The sequence below is a fragment of the Streptomyces sp. NPDC007905 genome (assembly GCF_042959345.1).
GTDB lineage: Bacteria > Actinomycetota > Actinomycetes > Streptomycetales > Streptomycetaceae > Streptomyces.
Genome location: NZ_JBIBKS010000006.1, coordinates 103,883 through 120,893 on the forward strand (window position 1 = coordinate 103,883; position 17,011 = coordinate 120,893).

A 17,011-nucleotide genomic window follows, 5' to 3' on the forward strand; every position below is an offset into this window, starting at 1 on the left:
CCCGCTACGGAGGCCCGGCTACAGGGCGCCCTTGCGGGTGAGCTGGTTGAAGGTGAGCCAGCCCGGCAGCACCGGCAGCCACAGCGTCAGCAGCCGGAACAGCAGGACGGCCGGTGCGGCCACCTCCTTGGGGAGGCCGACGGCGATCAGACCCAGCGTGAGGCTCGCTTCGACCGCGCCCACGCCACCCGGGGTGGGCGCCGCCGAACCGAGCGCGTTTCCGGCGAGGAAGACCACGGCGACGCTGGCGATGCTCAGCGAGGTCGAGCCGTCACCGAAGGCCCGGATGGAGGCGTCCAGGCACATCACGAAGCAGAAGGTCAGCAGCAGCATGCCGCCGATGCCCGTGACGAGCTTCTGCGGCCGCTGGAGCACGTCGAGCATGCGCGGCACGACACCGGCGAACAGCGACCTCACGCGCGTGACGACGAATTTCCGCAGGAACGGCACCGAGGTCACCACGAGCACCAGCACCGCCACGGTCAGCAGACCCGCGATGACCGTCCGGGACGGCGACAGCGACGGCGTCTTCTCGGTGCCCGTCAGGTAGCCGAAGGACAGCAGCATCAGGATGTGGCAGCCGAGCCCGAACAGCTGTGAGGCGCCGACACTCGCCACCGCGAGGCCCGGGCGCACGCCCTGGCGCTGGAGGAAGCGCGTGTTCAGGGCGACACCGCCGACCGCGGCCGGCGCCACGATCTTCACGAAGGACCCGGCGACCTGGGCCCCCACCGTCCGCAGGAACGGCACCCGCTCCGGCACGAACCCGAGCAGCGCCATCGCCGCGGCCACGTAACTCAGCGCGGAGAACAGCACAGCGGCGATCACCCAGCCCCACTGGGCCTGTGAGAAGAGCGTGCCGAACTCGATGTGGGTGAGCTGCGTCAGCAGGTAGTACGCGCCGATCGCGCCGGCGATGAAGCTCATCAGCGTGCGCGGACGCACCCGCTCCAGGCGGACCGGCTCCACGGGGGCCTGGGGCCTGATCCGCAGCACCTCGTGCCGGATCTGGGTGAGCAGATCCTCTTCGCGGGCCTCATCGAGAGCTTCGTCGATGGCCCGCTTCTCGGCCCGCTGCTCGGCACGGACCGTCTTCTTGTCGGGTTTTTCAAGCACGGGCCCGGTCTCGGAGGCCTCCTCCAGCCGGGCCTGCTTCGCCTGCCGGGACGCCTCCAGCACCGCCTCGCGCTCGCGCTGGGCCCGCTCCCGGCCCAGCCGGCGCAGCGTCGCGCGCGTGGAGCGCGTCAGCGCGATGGGCTGCAGCATCGGCAGGCAGTTGGCGACCGCGTCCGGGCCGAGCACACCGACGGCCGAGGCCACGGCCCGCTCGGCGCCCACCCGCAGGCCGAGCGTGGTGACCAGCTGGGCGACGTCCATGCGCAGCAGCAGGTCGCCGGCCGCGATCTCGCCGCCGCGCAGCTCGGTGAGGATCACCCTGCCGGAACGATCCACCAGAATCGCGTCACCGGCCAGCCTGCGGTGCGCGATGCGCCGGGACTGCAACGCCCGCACCTGGTGCCAGGCGTTGCGCAGCAGGTCGTCGGTGATCTCCTCGTCCGCCAGCGAGTCCAGCGTGCGCCCGCCGGTGTGCTCGTAGACGAGTATCACCGCGTCGGGGCCGAGCTCGGAGGTGGCGATCAGCTTGGGCGCGTTGGCGCCCGCCGCGATCGCCGCGTACGCCAGCAGCGCCTCCTGCTCCAGCGCCTGGCGCAGCGACTGGAGGCTCGAGCGGGTGGCGAAGCCGCGCAGGGTCAGGTTGCGCCAGGCGCGGTAGAAGAAGCCCTGCGCCTGCTGCTCCCGGTCGACGACCGTGACGTCCAGCGGGGGGCCGTCCTCCAGGGTGACGAAATAGCGCCGTCCGCGGTCGCCGTTCTCCGTCTCCACGGCCTCTTCGCGGGCCGCGGCGACGGGGTGGAAGCCGACGTGCCTGAGGCCCGCCATCAGGGTCTGCCCGGTGGGGCGGACGTTGGGCGAGCCGACCGCGTACAGGGTGCCGTAGGCGATGGTCCAGCCGATCAGCACCGTCAGGATGATCGAGAACGGAGTCGTGTAGCCGGTGACCAGCATCGAGAACGCGTCGAGCAGCAGCACGATCCACAGCACCGCGCGCCAGCGGGGTCTGCGGGACATGCCGACGGCCGTCATGTAGGCGATGACGGGCGCGAGATAACCGTGCACGGGGTCGGTCAGGGCGTGGACGTCGCCCGGTGACGGCTGGGTGAGCGCCTCCTGGATGGAGCCCGGGGCGGCTCGGGCGACCCACAGGTCGATGGCGAGGGTCACCCCGTGCGCGAGGACGGCCGCGAGGACGCCGTCGGCGATCCGCAGCCCGTCCCGCTTGATCAGCCGTTCGATCGCGAAGGCGACCGGGACCAGGAGGATCGCGATGCTGGACGCCAGTCCCGCGAACCTGATCAGCAGGTCGGGGGCCTGCCCGGTGCCCTTGTTGATGTCCTGTTCGAGGCCTGAGGTGGTGCCGTGCGCGAACGCGGCGATCGCGAGCAGCACGACGATGGCGAGTACGCCCACGAGCAGTCGCATGAGGTCGGAGGGACGGTGCACGCGCGCGGGGAGCAGCGGCTCGTCGCCCTCGACCTCGTCCGGGTGCGGTTCGCCGTCATGGGCCTCGGAGCCCTCGCCGGGACGCGGGCCCCGGGGGACGTGCGCTCCCCCGGCGGCGTCGGCTTCCTCCCCACGCGCGCGCGTGCCGTCCTCCTGCGCACCGTCGCCCTTGCGCGTGGCACCGGTGTCGTCACGGTCCGTCCCGCCGACGTGGTTCTCGCCTGGCGCCCGGGTGTGGTCCGCACGGGTGTCGTCTTGGCCGGAGCGGGCGGCGTCGGGACGTGCGGAAGCGTCAGGGGTGCCCTCCGCGCCTTCGGGGTGCACGCCCTGCTGCTTCATGGTCTCTTCTTGGTCTCGTATCACCAGTCACCGCCCGCACGATGGTGGCATGCTCCACCGACACACGCGGGCATCAGGGTGCGGATGCGCGGGCGGACAGTCTGCCGGAAGCGCCCGCCCGAGGGCGAGAGTCCCTGTCCGGACTTCGGTGCCGCGTTGTCGGTGGGGTGCGGCAGGATGGGGTGAATGAGCGAGCAGAGCCCTGCCGAGGACACCCGAGAGGGGTACGCCGACACGTTGCCGGAGTACGCCGAGCGGGTCCTGGAGGTCGCCGAGCGGATTCCGCCCGGGCACGTCATGACATACGGCGATGTCGCCGAGTGGCTCGAGGGCGAGAGCGCCGAGCGCCCAGCGCTCCCCGGCGGGAGCGGTGGTGGGCGACGGGTGGGACCGCGCCAGGTCGGCCGGGTGATGGCCCTCTACGGCAGTGCCGTCGCATGGTGGCGCGTGGTGCGCGCCGACGGGGTGCTGCTGCCCGGCCACGAGCTGCGCGCGCTCGCCCACTACCGCGCGGAGGGCACACCGCTGAAGGAGGCGGCCAGGACCACCGAGGGCCATCTGCCGCGGCTCGACATGAGACGGGCTCGATGGGACGGCGGAGCGGGTGCGGAGGGTCACACCTGACAGCTTCCGCCATCGGATGCCGTCGAGGGGACCCTGTGGCCCGTAAGAGGGACATGAGGGACGTCCGTGGCATGACGTACGTTCGTGAGGTGAGGGACCCACGTGACACGAGCGCCGCGAGGGCCGCGAGAGAAGGAGCGGAAGCCATGCTTCCGTCCCATGCGGCGGCGTAGCGTCGGCTGAACGTGTCCCCCTCACCCCGCGGCCACCGCCTCGCACGCGTGACCGCCTGCCCACCAGCACAACCACCAGGACCGGCGAACCACGTGAGCTCCTCTTCCTCCACCAGGCGCCTGCCGCACCCCCCGGTGCGGCAGGGGAACCGTGGCGCTTACCGACTGGTCCGTACCCCGCCGCCCGAGGTGGATCCCCCTCGTCTGGACGCCGCACAGCGCCCCGTGGTTGACCACCGGGGCGGACCGCTGCTCGTTCTCGCGGGTCCCGGCACCGGCAAGACCACCACGCTGGTGGAGTCCGTCGCCACGCGTATCGCCCGGGGCGGCGACCCGGAACGGATCCTGGTGCTGACGTTCAGCCGCAAGGCCGCCGTCGACCTGCGTGACCGCATGGCCCTGCGCATCGGTGCGGCCCGCGCGCCCCGGGCGACCACCTTCCACTCGTACTGCTACGCCCTGGTCCGCGCCCACCAGGACAGCGGCCTGTTCGCGGAGCCGCTGCGCCTGCTCTCCGGCCCCGAGCAGGACGTCACCGTCCGTGGGCTGCTCGCCGGGCAGCCCGAGCTGGAGCGGCTCGGCCTCGCCCACGTGCGCTGGCCGGACGACCTGCGCGCCTGCCTGACCACGCGCGGCTTCGCCGACGAGGTCCGCGCCGTCCTCGCCCGCAGCCGCGAGCTGGGCCTCGGACCGGACGCCCTGGACACCTTCGCGCACCGCATCGGCCGCCCCGACTGGCGCGCGGCCGCGGCCTTCCTCGCCGAATACCTCGACGTCCTCGATCTGCAGGGCGTCATCGACTACGCCGAACTGGTCCACCGCGCGGTGCTGCTCGCCCAGCGTCCCGAGGTCGCAGCGCGGCTCGCCACCCAGTACGACGCCGTGTACGTCGACGAGTACCAGGACACCGACCCCGCCCAGGTGCGGCTCCTGCACGCCCTGGCCGGCGGCGGGCGCACCCTGGTCGCCTTCGGCGACCCCGACCAGTCGATCTACACGTTCCGGGGCGCCGACGTGAACGGCATCCTCGAGTTCCCGGGGGCCTTCCCGCGCGCGGACGGCCGCCCGGCCCCCGTCCAGGTGCTGCGTACCTCCCGCCGCTCCGGGGCCGCACTGCTGGCCGCGACCCGCCTGATCACCCAGCGCATGCCGCTGTCCCGGCTGCCCACCGAGAAGGTCCGCGCCCACCGTGAGCCGACGGCCGTACGGGACGGCGGCCGCGTCGAGGTCTACACGTACCCGACGCCCGGCACGGAGCTGGACAACATCGCCGACATCCTGCGCCGCGCTCACCTGGAGGACGGCGTCGCCTGGAGCGACATGGCCGTCCTCGTGCGCGCCGGCACCCGCACCATTCCGACGCTCCGTCGCGTCCTCACCGCGGCCGGTGTCCCCCTGGACATCGACGGCGACGACCTGCCCCTGCGCCACGAGCCGGCGGTGGCGCCCCTGCTGACGGCACTCAGGGCGGTGGCCAGGGCGGAGTCCGTCCAGCGGCCGGGGCAGGCGGCACCCGGCGGCGCTGAGGAGTCATCGGCAAAGTCCGCCCAGCGGCCGGGTGAGACGGCGCCCGGCGACGAAGAGGGATCACCCGTGGAGGCCGCCAGGCGTCCCGGCGAGTCCGGCGTGTCCGACGAGTCCGAGCAGCCGGCGGCTGCCGAAGCCGACCCTGCGACAGCCGCCGACGAGCCGTCCGCACCGCCGCGGTGGCTCGACGCCGAGACGGCCCTCACCCTGCTCGCCTCCCCCCTCGCCGGCATGGACACCGCCGACCTGCGCCGGCTCGGGCGTGCCCTGCGCGAGGAGGAGCGGGCCGCCGGGAACCCGCTCCCGCCGCCCTCCGACGAACTGCTCGCCCGGGCGCTCGCCGAACCCGAGCGCCTGGTGGCGCACGACCCGGCGTACGCGCGCGGAGCGCAGCGCCTCGGCGCGCTGCTCCGCAAGGCACGCGAGCGCCTGGCCGGCGGCGGTACGGCGGAGGAGGCGCTGTGGGACCTGTGGGAGGGCACGCCGTGGCCCGCGCGTCTGGAGCGGGCCGCCCGGCGCGGCGGAGCGGCCGGCCGCAATGCGGACCGGGACCTGGACGCGGTGTGCGCGCTGTTCGCCACGGCCGCGCGCGCGGAGGAGCGCACCGGAGGCCGCGGCGCCCTGAACTTCCTGGAGGAGATCGAGGCCGAGGACATCGCCGCCGACACCCTCACCCGCCGCGCCGTACGCCCCGACGCCGTCCGTCTGATGACCGCGCACCGTGCCAAAGGCCTGGAGTGGCGGCTGGTGGTCGTCGCCGGCGTCCAGGAGGGTCTGTGGCCCGACCTGCGCCGCCGCGGCTCCCTGCTGGAGGCGGACCGCATCGGCCGTGACGGACTCGCCGAACCGCTCACCCCGGGCGCGCTGCTCGCCGAGGAGCGCCGCCTGTTCTACGTGGCCGCCACGCGCGCGCGTGACCGTCTCGTCGTCACCGCCGTGAAGGCACCGGCCGACGACGGCGACCAGCCCTCCCGTTTCCTGACCGAACTGGGCGTCGAGCCCCGGGACGTCACCGGCCGTCCCCGCCGCCCGCTGTCGGTGGCCGCGCTCGTCGCCGAGCTGCGTGCCACCACCGTCGACCCGCGCGCCTCGGCTCCCCTGCGCCAGGCCGCCGCCCGCCGCCTGGCGAGGCTCGCCGCGCTCGCCGACGAGGACGGCCGCCCCCTGGTGCCGTCCGCGCACCCCTACCGCTGGTGGGGCATGTTCGAGCCGACCGAGAGCAAGGTGCCGCTGCGCCACCGCGACCAGCCCGTCGTGCTCTCCGGCAGCGCCCTCGACCAGCTCGCCAACACGTGCTCCCTGCAGTGGTTCCTGGGCCGCGAGGTGAAGGCCGACGCGCCCGCCACCACCGCCCAGGGCTTCGGCAACGTCGTCCATGTCCTCGCCGACGAGGTCGCCTCCGGCCGCACGCCCGCCGACCTCGACGTACTGATGGAACGCCTGGAGTCGGTGTGGAACGCGCTCGCCTTCGACGCGCCCTGGAAGTCGGCGCAGGAGAAGGAGAACGCGCGCGTGGCGCTCGAACGCTTCCTGAACTGGCACGTCCTGGACCGCACCGGCCGCACCCCGGTGGCGAGCGAACAGGACTTCGACATCACCCTCGAAGCCGGCGACTACCAGGTCCGCATCCGCGGCCAGATGGACCGCGTCGAGACGGACGCCGAGGGCCGCGCCTATGTCGTGGACTTCAAGACCGGCAAGCAGGCGCCCAGCGCAGCCGACGTGGCCCGCCATCCCCAGCTCGCCGTCTACCAGCTCGCCGTACGTGAAGGCGCCGTCGACACCGCCTTCGACGGCGTACGACCCGAGCCCGGCGGCGCCGAACTGGTGCACCTCAGGCAGGGCGCGACCAAGCGGGACGGCGGCGAGGACCTGCCCAAGGTGCAGGCCCAGGAGCCACTGGCCGGGCAGTGGGTCGGCGAGCTGCTGGCCACCGCAGCCGGAAAGGTCCTCGACGAGCAGTTCACCCCCACCACCGGCCAGCACTGCACCCACTGCGCGTTCCGCGCCTCCTGCGGCGCACGACCCGAGGGCCGGCAGGTGGTCGAGTGACCCGGCCAGGGTGACGTACCGCACCCCACCCGCTGACCTGCGTTTCTGCCGCCCCGGGCGGTTGATCCGGACTCGACTGTCAGTGCCCGCCGCTAGCCTCTGACGACATGCCCGCCCGTATCAGCGACCCCGAGCAGCTCAAGGAGCTCCTCGGCATCCCGTTCACCCCGGAGCAGACGGCCTGCATCACCGCGCCGCCCGCGCCGCAGGTGATCGTGGCCGGAGCCGGGTCGGGCAAGACCACCGTGATGGCGGCCCGCGTGGTCTGGCTGGTCGGCACCGGCCAGGTCGCCCCCGAACAAGTCCTCGGCCTGACCTTCACCAACAAGGCCGCGGGCGAACTCGCCGAACGCGTCCGCAAGGCACTGATCAAGGCCGGCGTGACCGACCCCGAGGCCCTCCCGACACCCGGCCACCACCCCTCAGCGACAGCGCTTGGCACCGGCCCCTCCTGGCCGGACCCGGACAATCCGCCCGGCGAGCCGGTCATCTCGACGTACCACGCCTTCGCCGGCCGCCTGCTGACCGACCACGGCCTGCGCATCGGCCTGGAGCCCACCTCCCGGTTGCTGGCCGACGCCACCCGCTACCAGCTCGCCGCGCGCGTCCTGCGCGAGGCCCCCGGCCCCTACCCGGCGCTGACCCGCTCCTTTGCCGACCTCGTCAGCGACCTGCTGGCCCTCGACTCCGAACTCGCCGAACACCTCGTGGCCCCCGCGGAGCTGCGCGCCTGGGACGCGGGCCTGCTGCGCACCCTGGAGGGCGCCAAGCTCACCAACGCCGATCTGCGCAAGGTTCCCGACACCGCCGCCGCCCGCCGCGAGCTCGCCGACCTCGTCGTGCGCTACCGGGCCGCCAAACGCGAACGGGACCTGCTCGACTTCGGCGACCAGATCGCCCTGTCCGCCCGTCTCGCCGGCGTCCCCGACGTGGGGCGGCTGATGCGCGAGGAGTTCCGCGTGGTGCTCCTGGACGAGTACCAGGACACCTCCGTCGCCCAGCGCGTCCTGCTGTCGGGCCTGTTCGGCGGCGCCACGGGCCACCCGGTGACCGCCGTCGGCGACCCCTGCCAGGCCATCTACGGCTGGCGCGGCGCCTCCGTCGCCAACCTGGACGACTTCCCCGAGCACTTCGCCCACGCCGACGGCCGCCCCGCCACCCGCCAGGCCCTCAGCGAGAACCGCCGCAGCGGGGGCCGCCTCCTCGACCTCGCCAACGGCCTCGCCGAGCCGCTGCGCGCCATGCACGCCGGCGTGGAGGCCCTGCGCCCGGCAGCCGGCGCCGAACGCGACGGCACGGTCCGCTGCGCCCTGCTGCGCACCCACGCCGAGGAGATCGACTGGATCGCCGACTCCATCGCCCACCTCGTGCGCACCGGCAAGGCCCCCGGCGAGATCGCCGTACTGTGCCGCACGGCGACCGATTTCGCCGAGATCCAGGGCGCGCTCGTCACCCGCGACATCCCCGTGGAGGTCGTCGGCCTCTCCGGGCTGCTGCACCTGCCCGAGATCGCCGACCTCGTCGCCGTCTGCGAAGTCCTCCAGGACCCCGGCGCCAACGCCTCCCTGGTCCGCCTGCTGACCGGCCCGCGCTGGCGCATCGGCCCCCGCGACCTCGCCCTCCTCGGCCGCCGCGCCCGCCTGCTGGTCGCCCACGCGCGCGTGGACGACACCGACGACCCCGACCGCCGGCTCGCCGAGGCCGTCGAAGGAGTCGACCCGTCCGAGGTGATATCGCTCGCGGACGCCCTGGACACCTTCCTGGAATCGCCCCTGAACGACGGCGACGGCGACGACGACGGGCTGCCGTTCTCCCCGGACGCGCGCGTGCGCTTCGCCCGCCTGGCCGCCGAACTGCGCGAGCTGCGCCGCTCCCTGTCCGACCCGCTCATGGACGTCCTGCACCGCGTCCTCGCGGTCACCGGCCTGGAAGTCGAGCTGTCGGCGTCCCCGCACGCGCTCGCCGCGCGCCGCCGCGAGACCCTGTCCAACTTCCTCGACATCGCCGCCTCCTTCGCGGCCGGCGACGGCGAGGCCACGCTGCTGGCCTTCCTCGGCTTCCTGCGCACCGCCGCCCAGTACGAGAAGGGCCTCGACAACGCCCTGCCCGGCGGCGAGAACACCGTCAAGGTCCTCACCGCGCACAAGTCCAAGGGCCTGGAATGGGACGTCGTCGCCGTCCCCGGGCTCGTCACCGGCACCTTCCCCAGCGCCCAGGGCCGCGAGAAGTGGACCGCGCAGGCCAAGGTGCTGCCGCACGCCCTGCGCGGAGACACCGACACCCTGCCCGACATCGACTCCTGGGACTCCCGGGGCATGAAGGCCTTCCACGAGGCCATGAAGGAGCACCAGCACACCGAGGAACTCCGCCTCGGCTACGTCACCTTCACCCGCCCGCGCTCCCTCCTCCTCGGCTCCGGCCACTGGTGGGGACCCAGCCAGAAGAAGCCACGCGGCCCCTCCGACTTCCTCCAGGCCCTCCACGACCACTGCGCCGCCGGGTACGGCGAGATCGAGGCGTGGGCCGACGAGCCCGCCCAGGACGAGGAGAACCCGGCCCTGCACACGGCCACCGCCGACCAGGTGTGGCCCCTGCCCCTGGACGACGCGGCCCTCGCCCGCCGCCGCGCGGCCGCCGAGACCGTCCTCACCCACCTGGACGCCCTGGCCGCCCGGCAGGACGGCCGCCCGCCCGCCACCCACGACCCCGCCGCCTTCGACGACCCGGACTGGCCCGCGCCGCCGGACGAAGACGACCCCGACCGGCCCGCCCCGACGGACAGCGACGACCCGTACGGCGAAGAGCTGCCGTACGACGAGGAGCCCCCCTACGGCGATCCGTGCGGCGATGACCCCTCCGACAAGGACCCGCACGAGGAGGAGTTCCCGTACGACGCCGGCGCCGCGTACCCGGACGAGCCCGCCGACTGGGACTCCTGGACCGACGAGCGGCCCACCGTCCCGCACCAGGCGCCCTCCCCGGCCGAGCCCGCCCACCGCGGTCGGCCCACCCACCGCCGAGAACCGCAGCCCGCCTCGCCCCTCACGCCCGAGGAGGCCCGCACCATCGCCTCCTGGGACCGCGACCTCGACGCACTCACCGGCGAGCTGCTGCGCACCCGGCAGAGCGTCACCGACGTCCCCCTGCCGGCCACGCTGACCGCGTCCCAGCTGCTGCGTCTCGCCGAGGACCCGGACGGGCTCGCACAGGAACTCGCACGCCCCATGCCGAGCCCCCCGCAACCCGCCGCACGCCGAGGCACCCGCTTCCACGCCTGGGTCGAGACACGCTTCGAGGAACTGACGCTGCCCATGCTGGAACCGGACGAGCTGCCCGGCAGCGACGCCGAGATCGCCGACGAACGCGACCTCGAAGCCCTCAAGGAGGCCTTCGAACGCACCGAGTACGCCCACCGCACCCCGTACCGGATCGAATCCCCCTTCCAGCTCACCCTCGCCGGCCGGGTCGTACGCGGCCGTATCGACGCCGTCTACAAGAACGGCGACGGCGACACGGCGACCTACGAGATCCTCGACTGGAAGACCAGCCGCACCCGCACCGCCGACCCGCTCCAGCTCGCCGTATACCGGCTGGCCTGGGCCGAGCAGCAGGGCGTGCCGCCCGAGTCGGTCACGGCCGCCTTCCTGTACGTGCGCAGCGGTGAGGTCGTACGCCCCCCGGGCCTGCCGGACCGGGCCGCCCTGGAACGGCTGCTCACAGGTGACCTCCCGGGGGACGCCGAAACGGCGCGTGGGGGAGCCCACGTGTGACGAACCGCCCGCCGAGGATGCCGGTGCGGGCCGATAGGCTCGTGAGCATGAGCCAGACCCCGGACAGCGCCGTCCGCGCGTACATCGAGCAGCACCGCGCCGCCTTCCTCGACGACCTCGCCGCATGGCTGCGCATCCCCTCCGTGTCGGCCCAGCCCGACCACGCGCCCGACGTACGGCACAGCGCCGACTGGCTCGCCACCAAGCTGAAGGAGACCGGCTTCCCGACCGCCGAGGTCTGGCCGACCCCGGGCGCCCCGGCCGTCTTCGCCGAATGGCCCTCCGGCGACCCGGACGCGCCCACCGTCCTCGTCTACGGCCACCACGACGTGCAGCCAGCCGCCCTCGAGGACGGCTGGGACAGCGACCCCTTCGAGCCCGTGGTCCGGGACAACCGCCTCTACGCGCGCGGGGCCGCCGACGACAAGGGCCAGGTGTTCTTCCACACTCTCGGCGTCCGCGCCCACCTCGCCGCCACCGGCTTGACCGCCCCCGCGGTCAACCTGAAACTGCTGATCGAGGGCGAGGAGGAGTCCGGCTCCCCGCACTTCCGGGCCCTCGTCGAGGAGCGCGCCGACCGGCTCGCCGCCGACGCCGTGATCGTCTCCGACACCGGCATGTGGTCCGAGGACACCCCGACCGTCTGCACCGGCATGCGCGGCCTCGCCGAGTGCGAGATCCGGCTCCACGGCCCCGACCAGGACATCCACTCCGGTTCCTTCGGCGGCGCCGTCCCCAACCCGGCCACCGCCGCCGCCCGTCTGGTCACCGCCCTGCACGACGAGCACGCGCGGGTGGCCGTTCCCGGCTTCTACGACGGCATCGTGGAGCTGACCGACCGCGAACGCGCACTGCTCGCCGAGCTCCCGTTCGACGAAGACCGGTGGCTGCGCACCGCCAAGTCGTACGCCACCCACGGCGAAGCCGGGCACACCACCCTGGAGCGCATCTGGGCCCGCCCGACCGCCGAGGTCAACGGCATCGGCGGCGGCTACCAGGGCCCCGGCAGCAAGACGATCATCCCCTCCTCGGCCATGGTGAAGCTGTCCTTCCGGCTGGTCGCGGGCCAGGACCCCGACCACATCGAGAAGGCCGTCCGCGCCTGGGCCGCCGAGCAACTGCCCGCCGGGATCACGCACGAGATCAGCTTCGGCTCCGCCACCCGCCCGTGCCTGACCCCGCTCGACCACCCCGCGCTGCAGTCCGTGGTCCGCGCCATGGGCCGTGCCTTCCAGAGCCAGGTCCGCTTCACCCGCGAGGGCGGCTCCGGCCCCGCCGCCGACCTCCAGGAGGTCCTCGGCGCCCCCGTCCTCTTCCTCGGCATCTCCGTCCCTTCCGACGGCTGGCACGCCCCGAACGAGAAGGTCGAACTCGACCTGCTCCTCAAAGGCGTCGAAACCAGCGCCTACCTGTGGGGTGACCTCGCCGAGAACTGGCGTCACGCCCCCTGACCGGACGGCACCGTACGGGACGGCACCGCGCGCGGGGCACACTGGAGGAACCGCCCGCACGCCCCGGCCCGCTGCCCGCCCGCCCCACGTCCCGCCGAACCGCCCGCTGAACGAACCGTTCCACTGGGGGAGTTGGAAGCACCCGTGACCACCTGGACCGACCACACCGCCGACCGACCCATCTCGCTGACCGCCCCGAGCGGCATCGACCGCGCCGCCCACCACCGGCTCGACGAGGCCTGGCTCGCGGCGGCGTGGAGCCACCCCACGACCCGCTGCTTCGTGGTCTCCGGCGGCCAGGTACTCATCGACGAGACGCCCGACGGCCGGACCGAACTCGTCATGACCCCCTCCTTCGAGGCACCACTCACCGAGGCCCACCGCTACTTCCTCGGCATCGACGACGACGGCGTCAGCTACTTCGCGCTCCAGAAGGACTCGCTGCCCGGCCGCATCGACCAGTCCGCACGCCCCGCAGGCCTGCGCGAGGCCGGACTGCTGCTCTCACCGCGCGACGCGGGCCTCATGGTGCACGCCGTCGGCCTGGAGAACTGGCAGCGCACCCACCGCTTCTGCTCCCGCTGCGGCGAGCGCACCGGCATCGCCGCCGCCGGCCACATCCGCCGCTGCCCCGCCTGCGGCGCCGAGCACTACCCGCGCACCGACCCCGCCGTGATCATGGCCGTCACCGACGAGGACGACCGCATCCTGCTCGGCCGCCAGGTCCACTGGCCCGAGGGCCGCTTCTCCACCCTCGCCGGCTTCGTCGAACCCGGCGAGTCCATCGAGCAGTCGGTACGCCGCGAGGTCTTCGAGGAGGCCGGCATCACCGTCGGCCCGGTCGAGTACGTGGCCAGCCAGCCCTGGCCCTTCCCCTCCAGCCTCATGCTGGGCTTCATGGCCCGCGCCACCTCCACCGACATCAACGTCGACGGCGACGAGATCCACGAGGCCCGCTGGTTCTCCCGCGAGGACCTGCACGCGGCCTTCGAGTCCGGCGAGGTGCTGCCCCCGTACGGAATCTCCATCGCCGCCCGGCTGATCGAGATGTGGTACGGCAAACCGCTGCCGACGAGGAGCTTCGTCTGAGGCGCCACGGGTGACCCCCGACCCGTACTGGAACCACAACGTCCACTACCACCGGGCCGTGCTCGCCGCCGTACCCGACCACTGCCGCACAGCCCTGGACGTCGGGTGCGGCGACGGCCTGCTCGCCCGCAAGCTCGCCACCAGGGCGCGGACGGTGACGGGCGTCGACCGCTCCCCGGAAATGATCCGGCTGGCCCGCGAGCAGCAGCCCCCGAACGTCACCTTCCTGGAGGCGGACTATCTCCAGGAGCCCTCGCTCCCCGCGGGAACGTACGACTTCGTCAGCGCCGTCGCCGTCGTCCACCACACCCGCTTCGAGGACGCGGTGGACCGTCTCACCCGGCTGGTCGCCCCCGGCGGCCGCCTCATGATCGTCGGCCTGGCGTCCAACCACACCCTCATCGACTGGGTCGTCAGCGGCTGCGGGCTGCCCGCGAGCAGGTTCCACGCACTCCTACGCGGCGGCAAACGCGCCCCCGCCGACATGCCGACCCAGGACTCGGGCATGCACTGGGGCGAGGTCCGCGCGGCCGCCCGCCGACTCCTGCCCGGCTGCCGCTTCAGGCGCCGCCTGCTGTGGCGCTACACACTGGTGTGGGACAACACACAAGAAAGCGGCCCCTGAGGCATCCACAGCCTCAGAAGCCGCCTTTCCCGCAAGCTCCGACCGACCTGCTACGCGGCAAGCTTCTGCTTCACCTGGGCCAGCGACGGGTTCGTCAGCGTGGAACCGTCAGCGAAGAGCACGGTCGGGACCGTCTGGTTTCCGCCATTCGCCTTCTCCACGAAAGCGGCGGAATCCGGGTCCTGCTCGATGTTGATCTCGGTGTAGGCGATGCCCTCGCGGTCCATCTGGCTCTTCAGCCGACGGCAGTACCCACACCAAGTCGTGCTGTACATCGTCACAGTGCCCTGCATGTCTCTCGCGCTCCTCAGGCAGCTCGGGGAAGGTCGTCCAGCAGCAGAACACAAGAAGGGCCGCCCCGCATTCCCGCCCGGGGTATCCGGCCCCGGACCTGTGACGCCCGCCGTACCCGCCCGGCTGGGACGCCCGACCCCCCCTGACGCCTGCCGCATTAATACGACCGCGCGTGCCCGCCTGTGGACAACCGACACAGCAGCCCCGGGCGACCTGGCAGCATGGCCATGTGACAGCAGCAACGCACTCCACCCTCTTCCCGCAGGTACCCGGCTCGGCCGACGCGGTGCTCGAAGGGCTCGACCCCGAGCAGCGCGAGGTGGCCACCGCCCTGCACGGCCCGGTGTGCGTCCTGGCCGGAGCCGGCACCGGAAAGACCCGGGCGATCACCCACCGCATCGCCTACGGAGTGCGCGCCGGCATCCTCCAGCCCTCCAGCGTGCTCGCCGTCACCTTCACCAACCGCGCCGCCGGCGAGATGCGCGGCCGCTTGCGCCAGCTCGGCGCCCACGGCGTACAGGCCCGCACCTTCCACTCCGCCGCACTCCGCCAGCTCCAGTACTTCTGGCCGAAAGCAGTCGGTGGCTCCATGCCCCGACTCATCGACCGCAAGATCCAGCTCGTCGCCGACGCCGCCGCCACCTGCAACCTCCGCCTCGACCGCAGCGAGCTACGCGACGCCACCGCCGAGATCGAATGGTCCAAGGTCACCCAGACCGTCCCCGCCGACTACCCGTACGCGGCTGCGAAGGCCGGCCGCGAGGCCCCACGCCACCCCGCCGAGATCGCCCACCTCTACGCCGCCTACGAAGACCTCAAGCGCGACCGCGCCGTCATCGACTTCGAGGACGTCCTCCTGCTGACCGTCGCCGTCCTCCAGGACCGGCACGACATCGCCGAACAGGTCCGCGCCCAATACCAGCACTTCGTCGTGGACGAATACCAGGACGTCAGCCCCCTCCAGCAGCGCCTCCTCGAACTCTGGCTCGGCGACCGGGACAGCCTCTGCGTCGTCGGCGACGCCAGCCAGACCATCTACTCGTTCACCGGAGCAACGCCCGACCACCTCCTCGACTTCCGCGTCCGCCACCCCGGCGCCACCGTCGTCAAACTCGTCCGCGACTACCGCTCCACCCCCCAGGTCGTCCACCTCGCCAACGGCCTGCTCGCCCAAGCCAGCGGCCGCGCCGCCGACCACAGGCTGGAACTCGTCTCCCAACGCCCCCCGGGTCCCGCGCCCGTCTACACCGAATACACCGACGAGCCCGCCGAGGCCGAAGGCGCCGGCCGCCGCATCCGCGAACTCATCGACGCCGGCACCCCCGCCGCCGAGATCGCCATCCTCTTCCGCACCAACTCCCAGTCCGAAACCTACGAACAGGCACTCGCCGACGCCGGAGTCCCCTACCAGCTGCGCGGCGCCGAACGCTTCTTCGACCGCCCCGAAGTCCGCAAAGCAGGCATCGCCCTGCGCGGCGCGGCCCGCTTCGGCGGCAACGACTCCCTCCTCGACGACGCCGTCGACCTGCCCTCACAAGTACGCGCCGTGCTCTCCGGAGAGGGCTGGACCAGCGAGCCCCCCGCCGGCTCCGGCGCCGCCAGAGAACGCTGGGAATCACTCGCCGCCCTGGTCAACCTCGCCCACGACTTCACCACCGCCCACCCCAGGGCCACCCTCGGCGACTTCGTCGCAGAACTCGACGAACGAGCAAACGCCCAGCACGCCCCGACCGTCCAGGGCGTCACCCTCGCCTCCCTGCACGCGGCCAAAGGCCTCGAGTGGGACGTCGTCTTCCTGGTCGGCATCGCCGAGGGAATGGTGCCCATCACCTACGCCAAGACCGACGAACAAATCGAGGAAGAACGCCGCCTCCTCTACGTCGGCGTGACCCGCGCCAGAGAACGGCTCCACCTCTCCTGGTCCCTGTCACGCGCACCCGGAGGCCGCCCAAGCCGCAGGCCCAGCCACTTCCTCGACGGCCTGCGCCCCGGCTCGACCGCCACCGTCGGCCGCACCGGCCCCGCGTCCGCCGGCGGCATCGAGCGCGGCACCCTCGCAGGCACTCCCGCCACTCCCCGGCGCACCCAACGCACCCCCGCCCGCTGCCGCGTCTGCGGCCGCACCCTCACCGACGCCGGCGCGATGAAACTGATGCGCTGCGAGGACTGCCCCTCCGACATGGACGAAGGCCTCTACGAACGGTTGCGCGCATGGCGCGCCATCCAGGCGGAGCGCAGCGGGCAACCCGACTTCTGCGTCTTCACCGACCGGACCCTGATGGCCATCGCCGAAGCCCGGCCCGGCACCCCGGCCGAACTCTCCCGCATCCCCGGCGTCCTGAGCCGCAAGCTGCAACGCCACGGAGCCGACATTCTGGCCATCTGCGCAGGCCATGAGGCCGACCAAGACGACGAGGACGACTGACACGAACTCGTCGAAAAAATAGTTTGCGCATGCCCCAGCAATCCCCATAGGTTCTAGGCACGGAAACAGCGCCTTCTCGG

General features: G+C 72.9%; 9 protein-coding genes. 7 read left to right on the forward strand and 2 right to left on the reverse strand.

What is annotated here, in order from left to right:
• Positions 1-18: 18 nt before the first annotated feature.
• A complete protein-coding gene (locus ACFZDC_RS12750; protein ID WP_391323013.1) occupies positions 19-2,901 on the reverse strand; it encodes a lysylphosphatidylglycerol synthase domain-containing protein in 2,883 nt (960 codons plus the stop codon).
• Between the two features lie 186 nt (positions 2,902-3,087).
• Between ACFZDC_RS12750 and ACFZDC_RS12755 the strand changes: the two genes are divergently transcribed.
• The 6 genes from ACFZDC_RS12755 to ACFZDC_RS12780 all read left to right on the forward strand — a co-directional run bounded on the left by ACFZDC_RS12755 (position 3,088) and on the right by ACFZDC_RS12780 (position 14,212).
• Positions 3,088-3,525: an MGMT family protein gene (locus ACFZDC_RS12755; protein WP_391323016.1), complete on the forward strand. Its 438-nt coding sequence runs from the start codon at positions 3,088-3,090 to the stop codon at positions 3,523-3,525.
• A 266-nt stretch (positions 3,526-3,791) separates the two neighbouring features.
• A complete protein-coding gene (locus ACFZDC_RS12760) occupies positions 3,792-7,277 on the forward strand; it encodes a UvrD-helicase domain-containing protein (RefSeq protein ID WP_391323018.1) in 3,486 nt (1,161 codons plus the stop codon).
• Between the two features lie 107 nt (positions 7,278-7,384).
• Positions 7,385-11,047 (forward strand): UvrD-helicase domain-containing protein, encoded by a 3,663-nt coding sequence (locus ACFZDC_RS12765; RefSeq protein ID WP_391323020.1) that lies wholly within the window; start codon positions 7,385-7,387, stop codon positions 11,045-11,047.
• 47 nt (positions 11,048-11,094) lie between these two features.
• Positions 11,095-12,498 carry a dipeptidase gene (locus ACFZDC_RS12770; protein WP_391323022.1) on the forward strand — a complete coding sequence of 468 codons (1,404 nt, stop codon included), beginning with the start codon at positions 11,095-11,097 and terminating at the stop codon, positions 12,496-12,498.
• 144 nt (positions 12,499-12,642) lie between these two features.
• Positions 12,643-13,587, forward strand: a complete 945-nt coding sequence (gene nudC, locus ACFZDC_RS12775) for an NAD(+) diphosphatase (RefSeq protein WP_391323024.1) — start codon at positions 12,643-12,645, stop codon at positions 13,585-13,587.
• A gap of 10 nt (positions 13,588-13,597) precedes the next feature.
• The gene (locus ACFZDC_RS12780) at positions 13,598-14,212 is read left to right on the forward strand and encodes a methyltransferase domain-containing protein (RefSeq protein WP_391323026.1); all 615 of its coding nucleotides are present in this window, start codon (positions 13,598-13,600) and stop codon (positions 14,210-14,212) included.
• A gap of 50 nt (positions 14,213-14,262) precedes the next feature.
• On the opposite strand, the gene ACFZDC_RS12785 is transcribed toward ACFZDC_RS12780, so the two are convergent.
• Positions 14,263-14,505 (reverse strand): mycoredoxin, encoded by a 243-nt coding sequence (locus tag ACFZDC_RS12785; RefSeq protein WP_189818175.1) that lies wholly within the window; start codon positions 14,503-14,505, stop codon positions 14,263-14,265.
• Between the two features lie 173 nt (positions 14,506-14,678).
• Between ACFZDC_RS12785 and ACFZDC_RS12790 the strand changes: the two genes are divergently transcribed.
• On the forward strand, positions 14,679-16,931 hold the full coding sequence (locus tag ACFZDC_RS12790; protein WP_391323028.1) for a UvrD-helicase domain-containing protein: 2,253 nt from the start codon (positions 14,679-14,681) through the stop codon (positions 16,929-16,931).
• The last annotated feature ends 80 nt before the right edge of the window (positions 16,932-17,011 follow it).

Excerpts from the sequence above, each read along its gene's own strand:
- ACFZDC_RS12755 (WP_391323016.1), top strand. The coding sequence starts at position 3,088 with ATGAGCGAGCAGAGCCCTGCCGAGGACACCCGAGAGGGGTACGCCGAC.
- ACFZDC_RS12750 (WP_391323013.1), bottom strand. The coding sequence starts at position 2,901 with ATGAAGCAGCAGGGCGTGCACCCCGAAGGCGCGGAGGGCACCCCTGAC.
- ACFZDC_RS12785 (WP_189818175.1), bottom strand. The coding sequence starts at position 14,505 with ATGCAGGGCACTGTGACGATGTACAGCACGACTTGGTGTGGGTACTGC.
- ACFZDC_RS12770 (WP_391323022.1), top strand. The coding sequence starts at position 11,095 with ATGAGCCAGACCCCGGACAGCGCCGTCCGCGCGTACATCGAGCAGCAC.
- ACFZDC_RS12765 (WP_391323020.1), top strand. The coding sequence starts at position 7,385 with ATGCCCGCCCGTATCAGCGACCCCGAGCAGCTCAAGGAGCTCCTCGGC.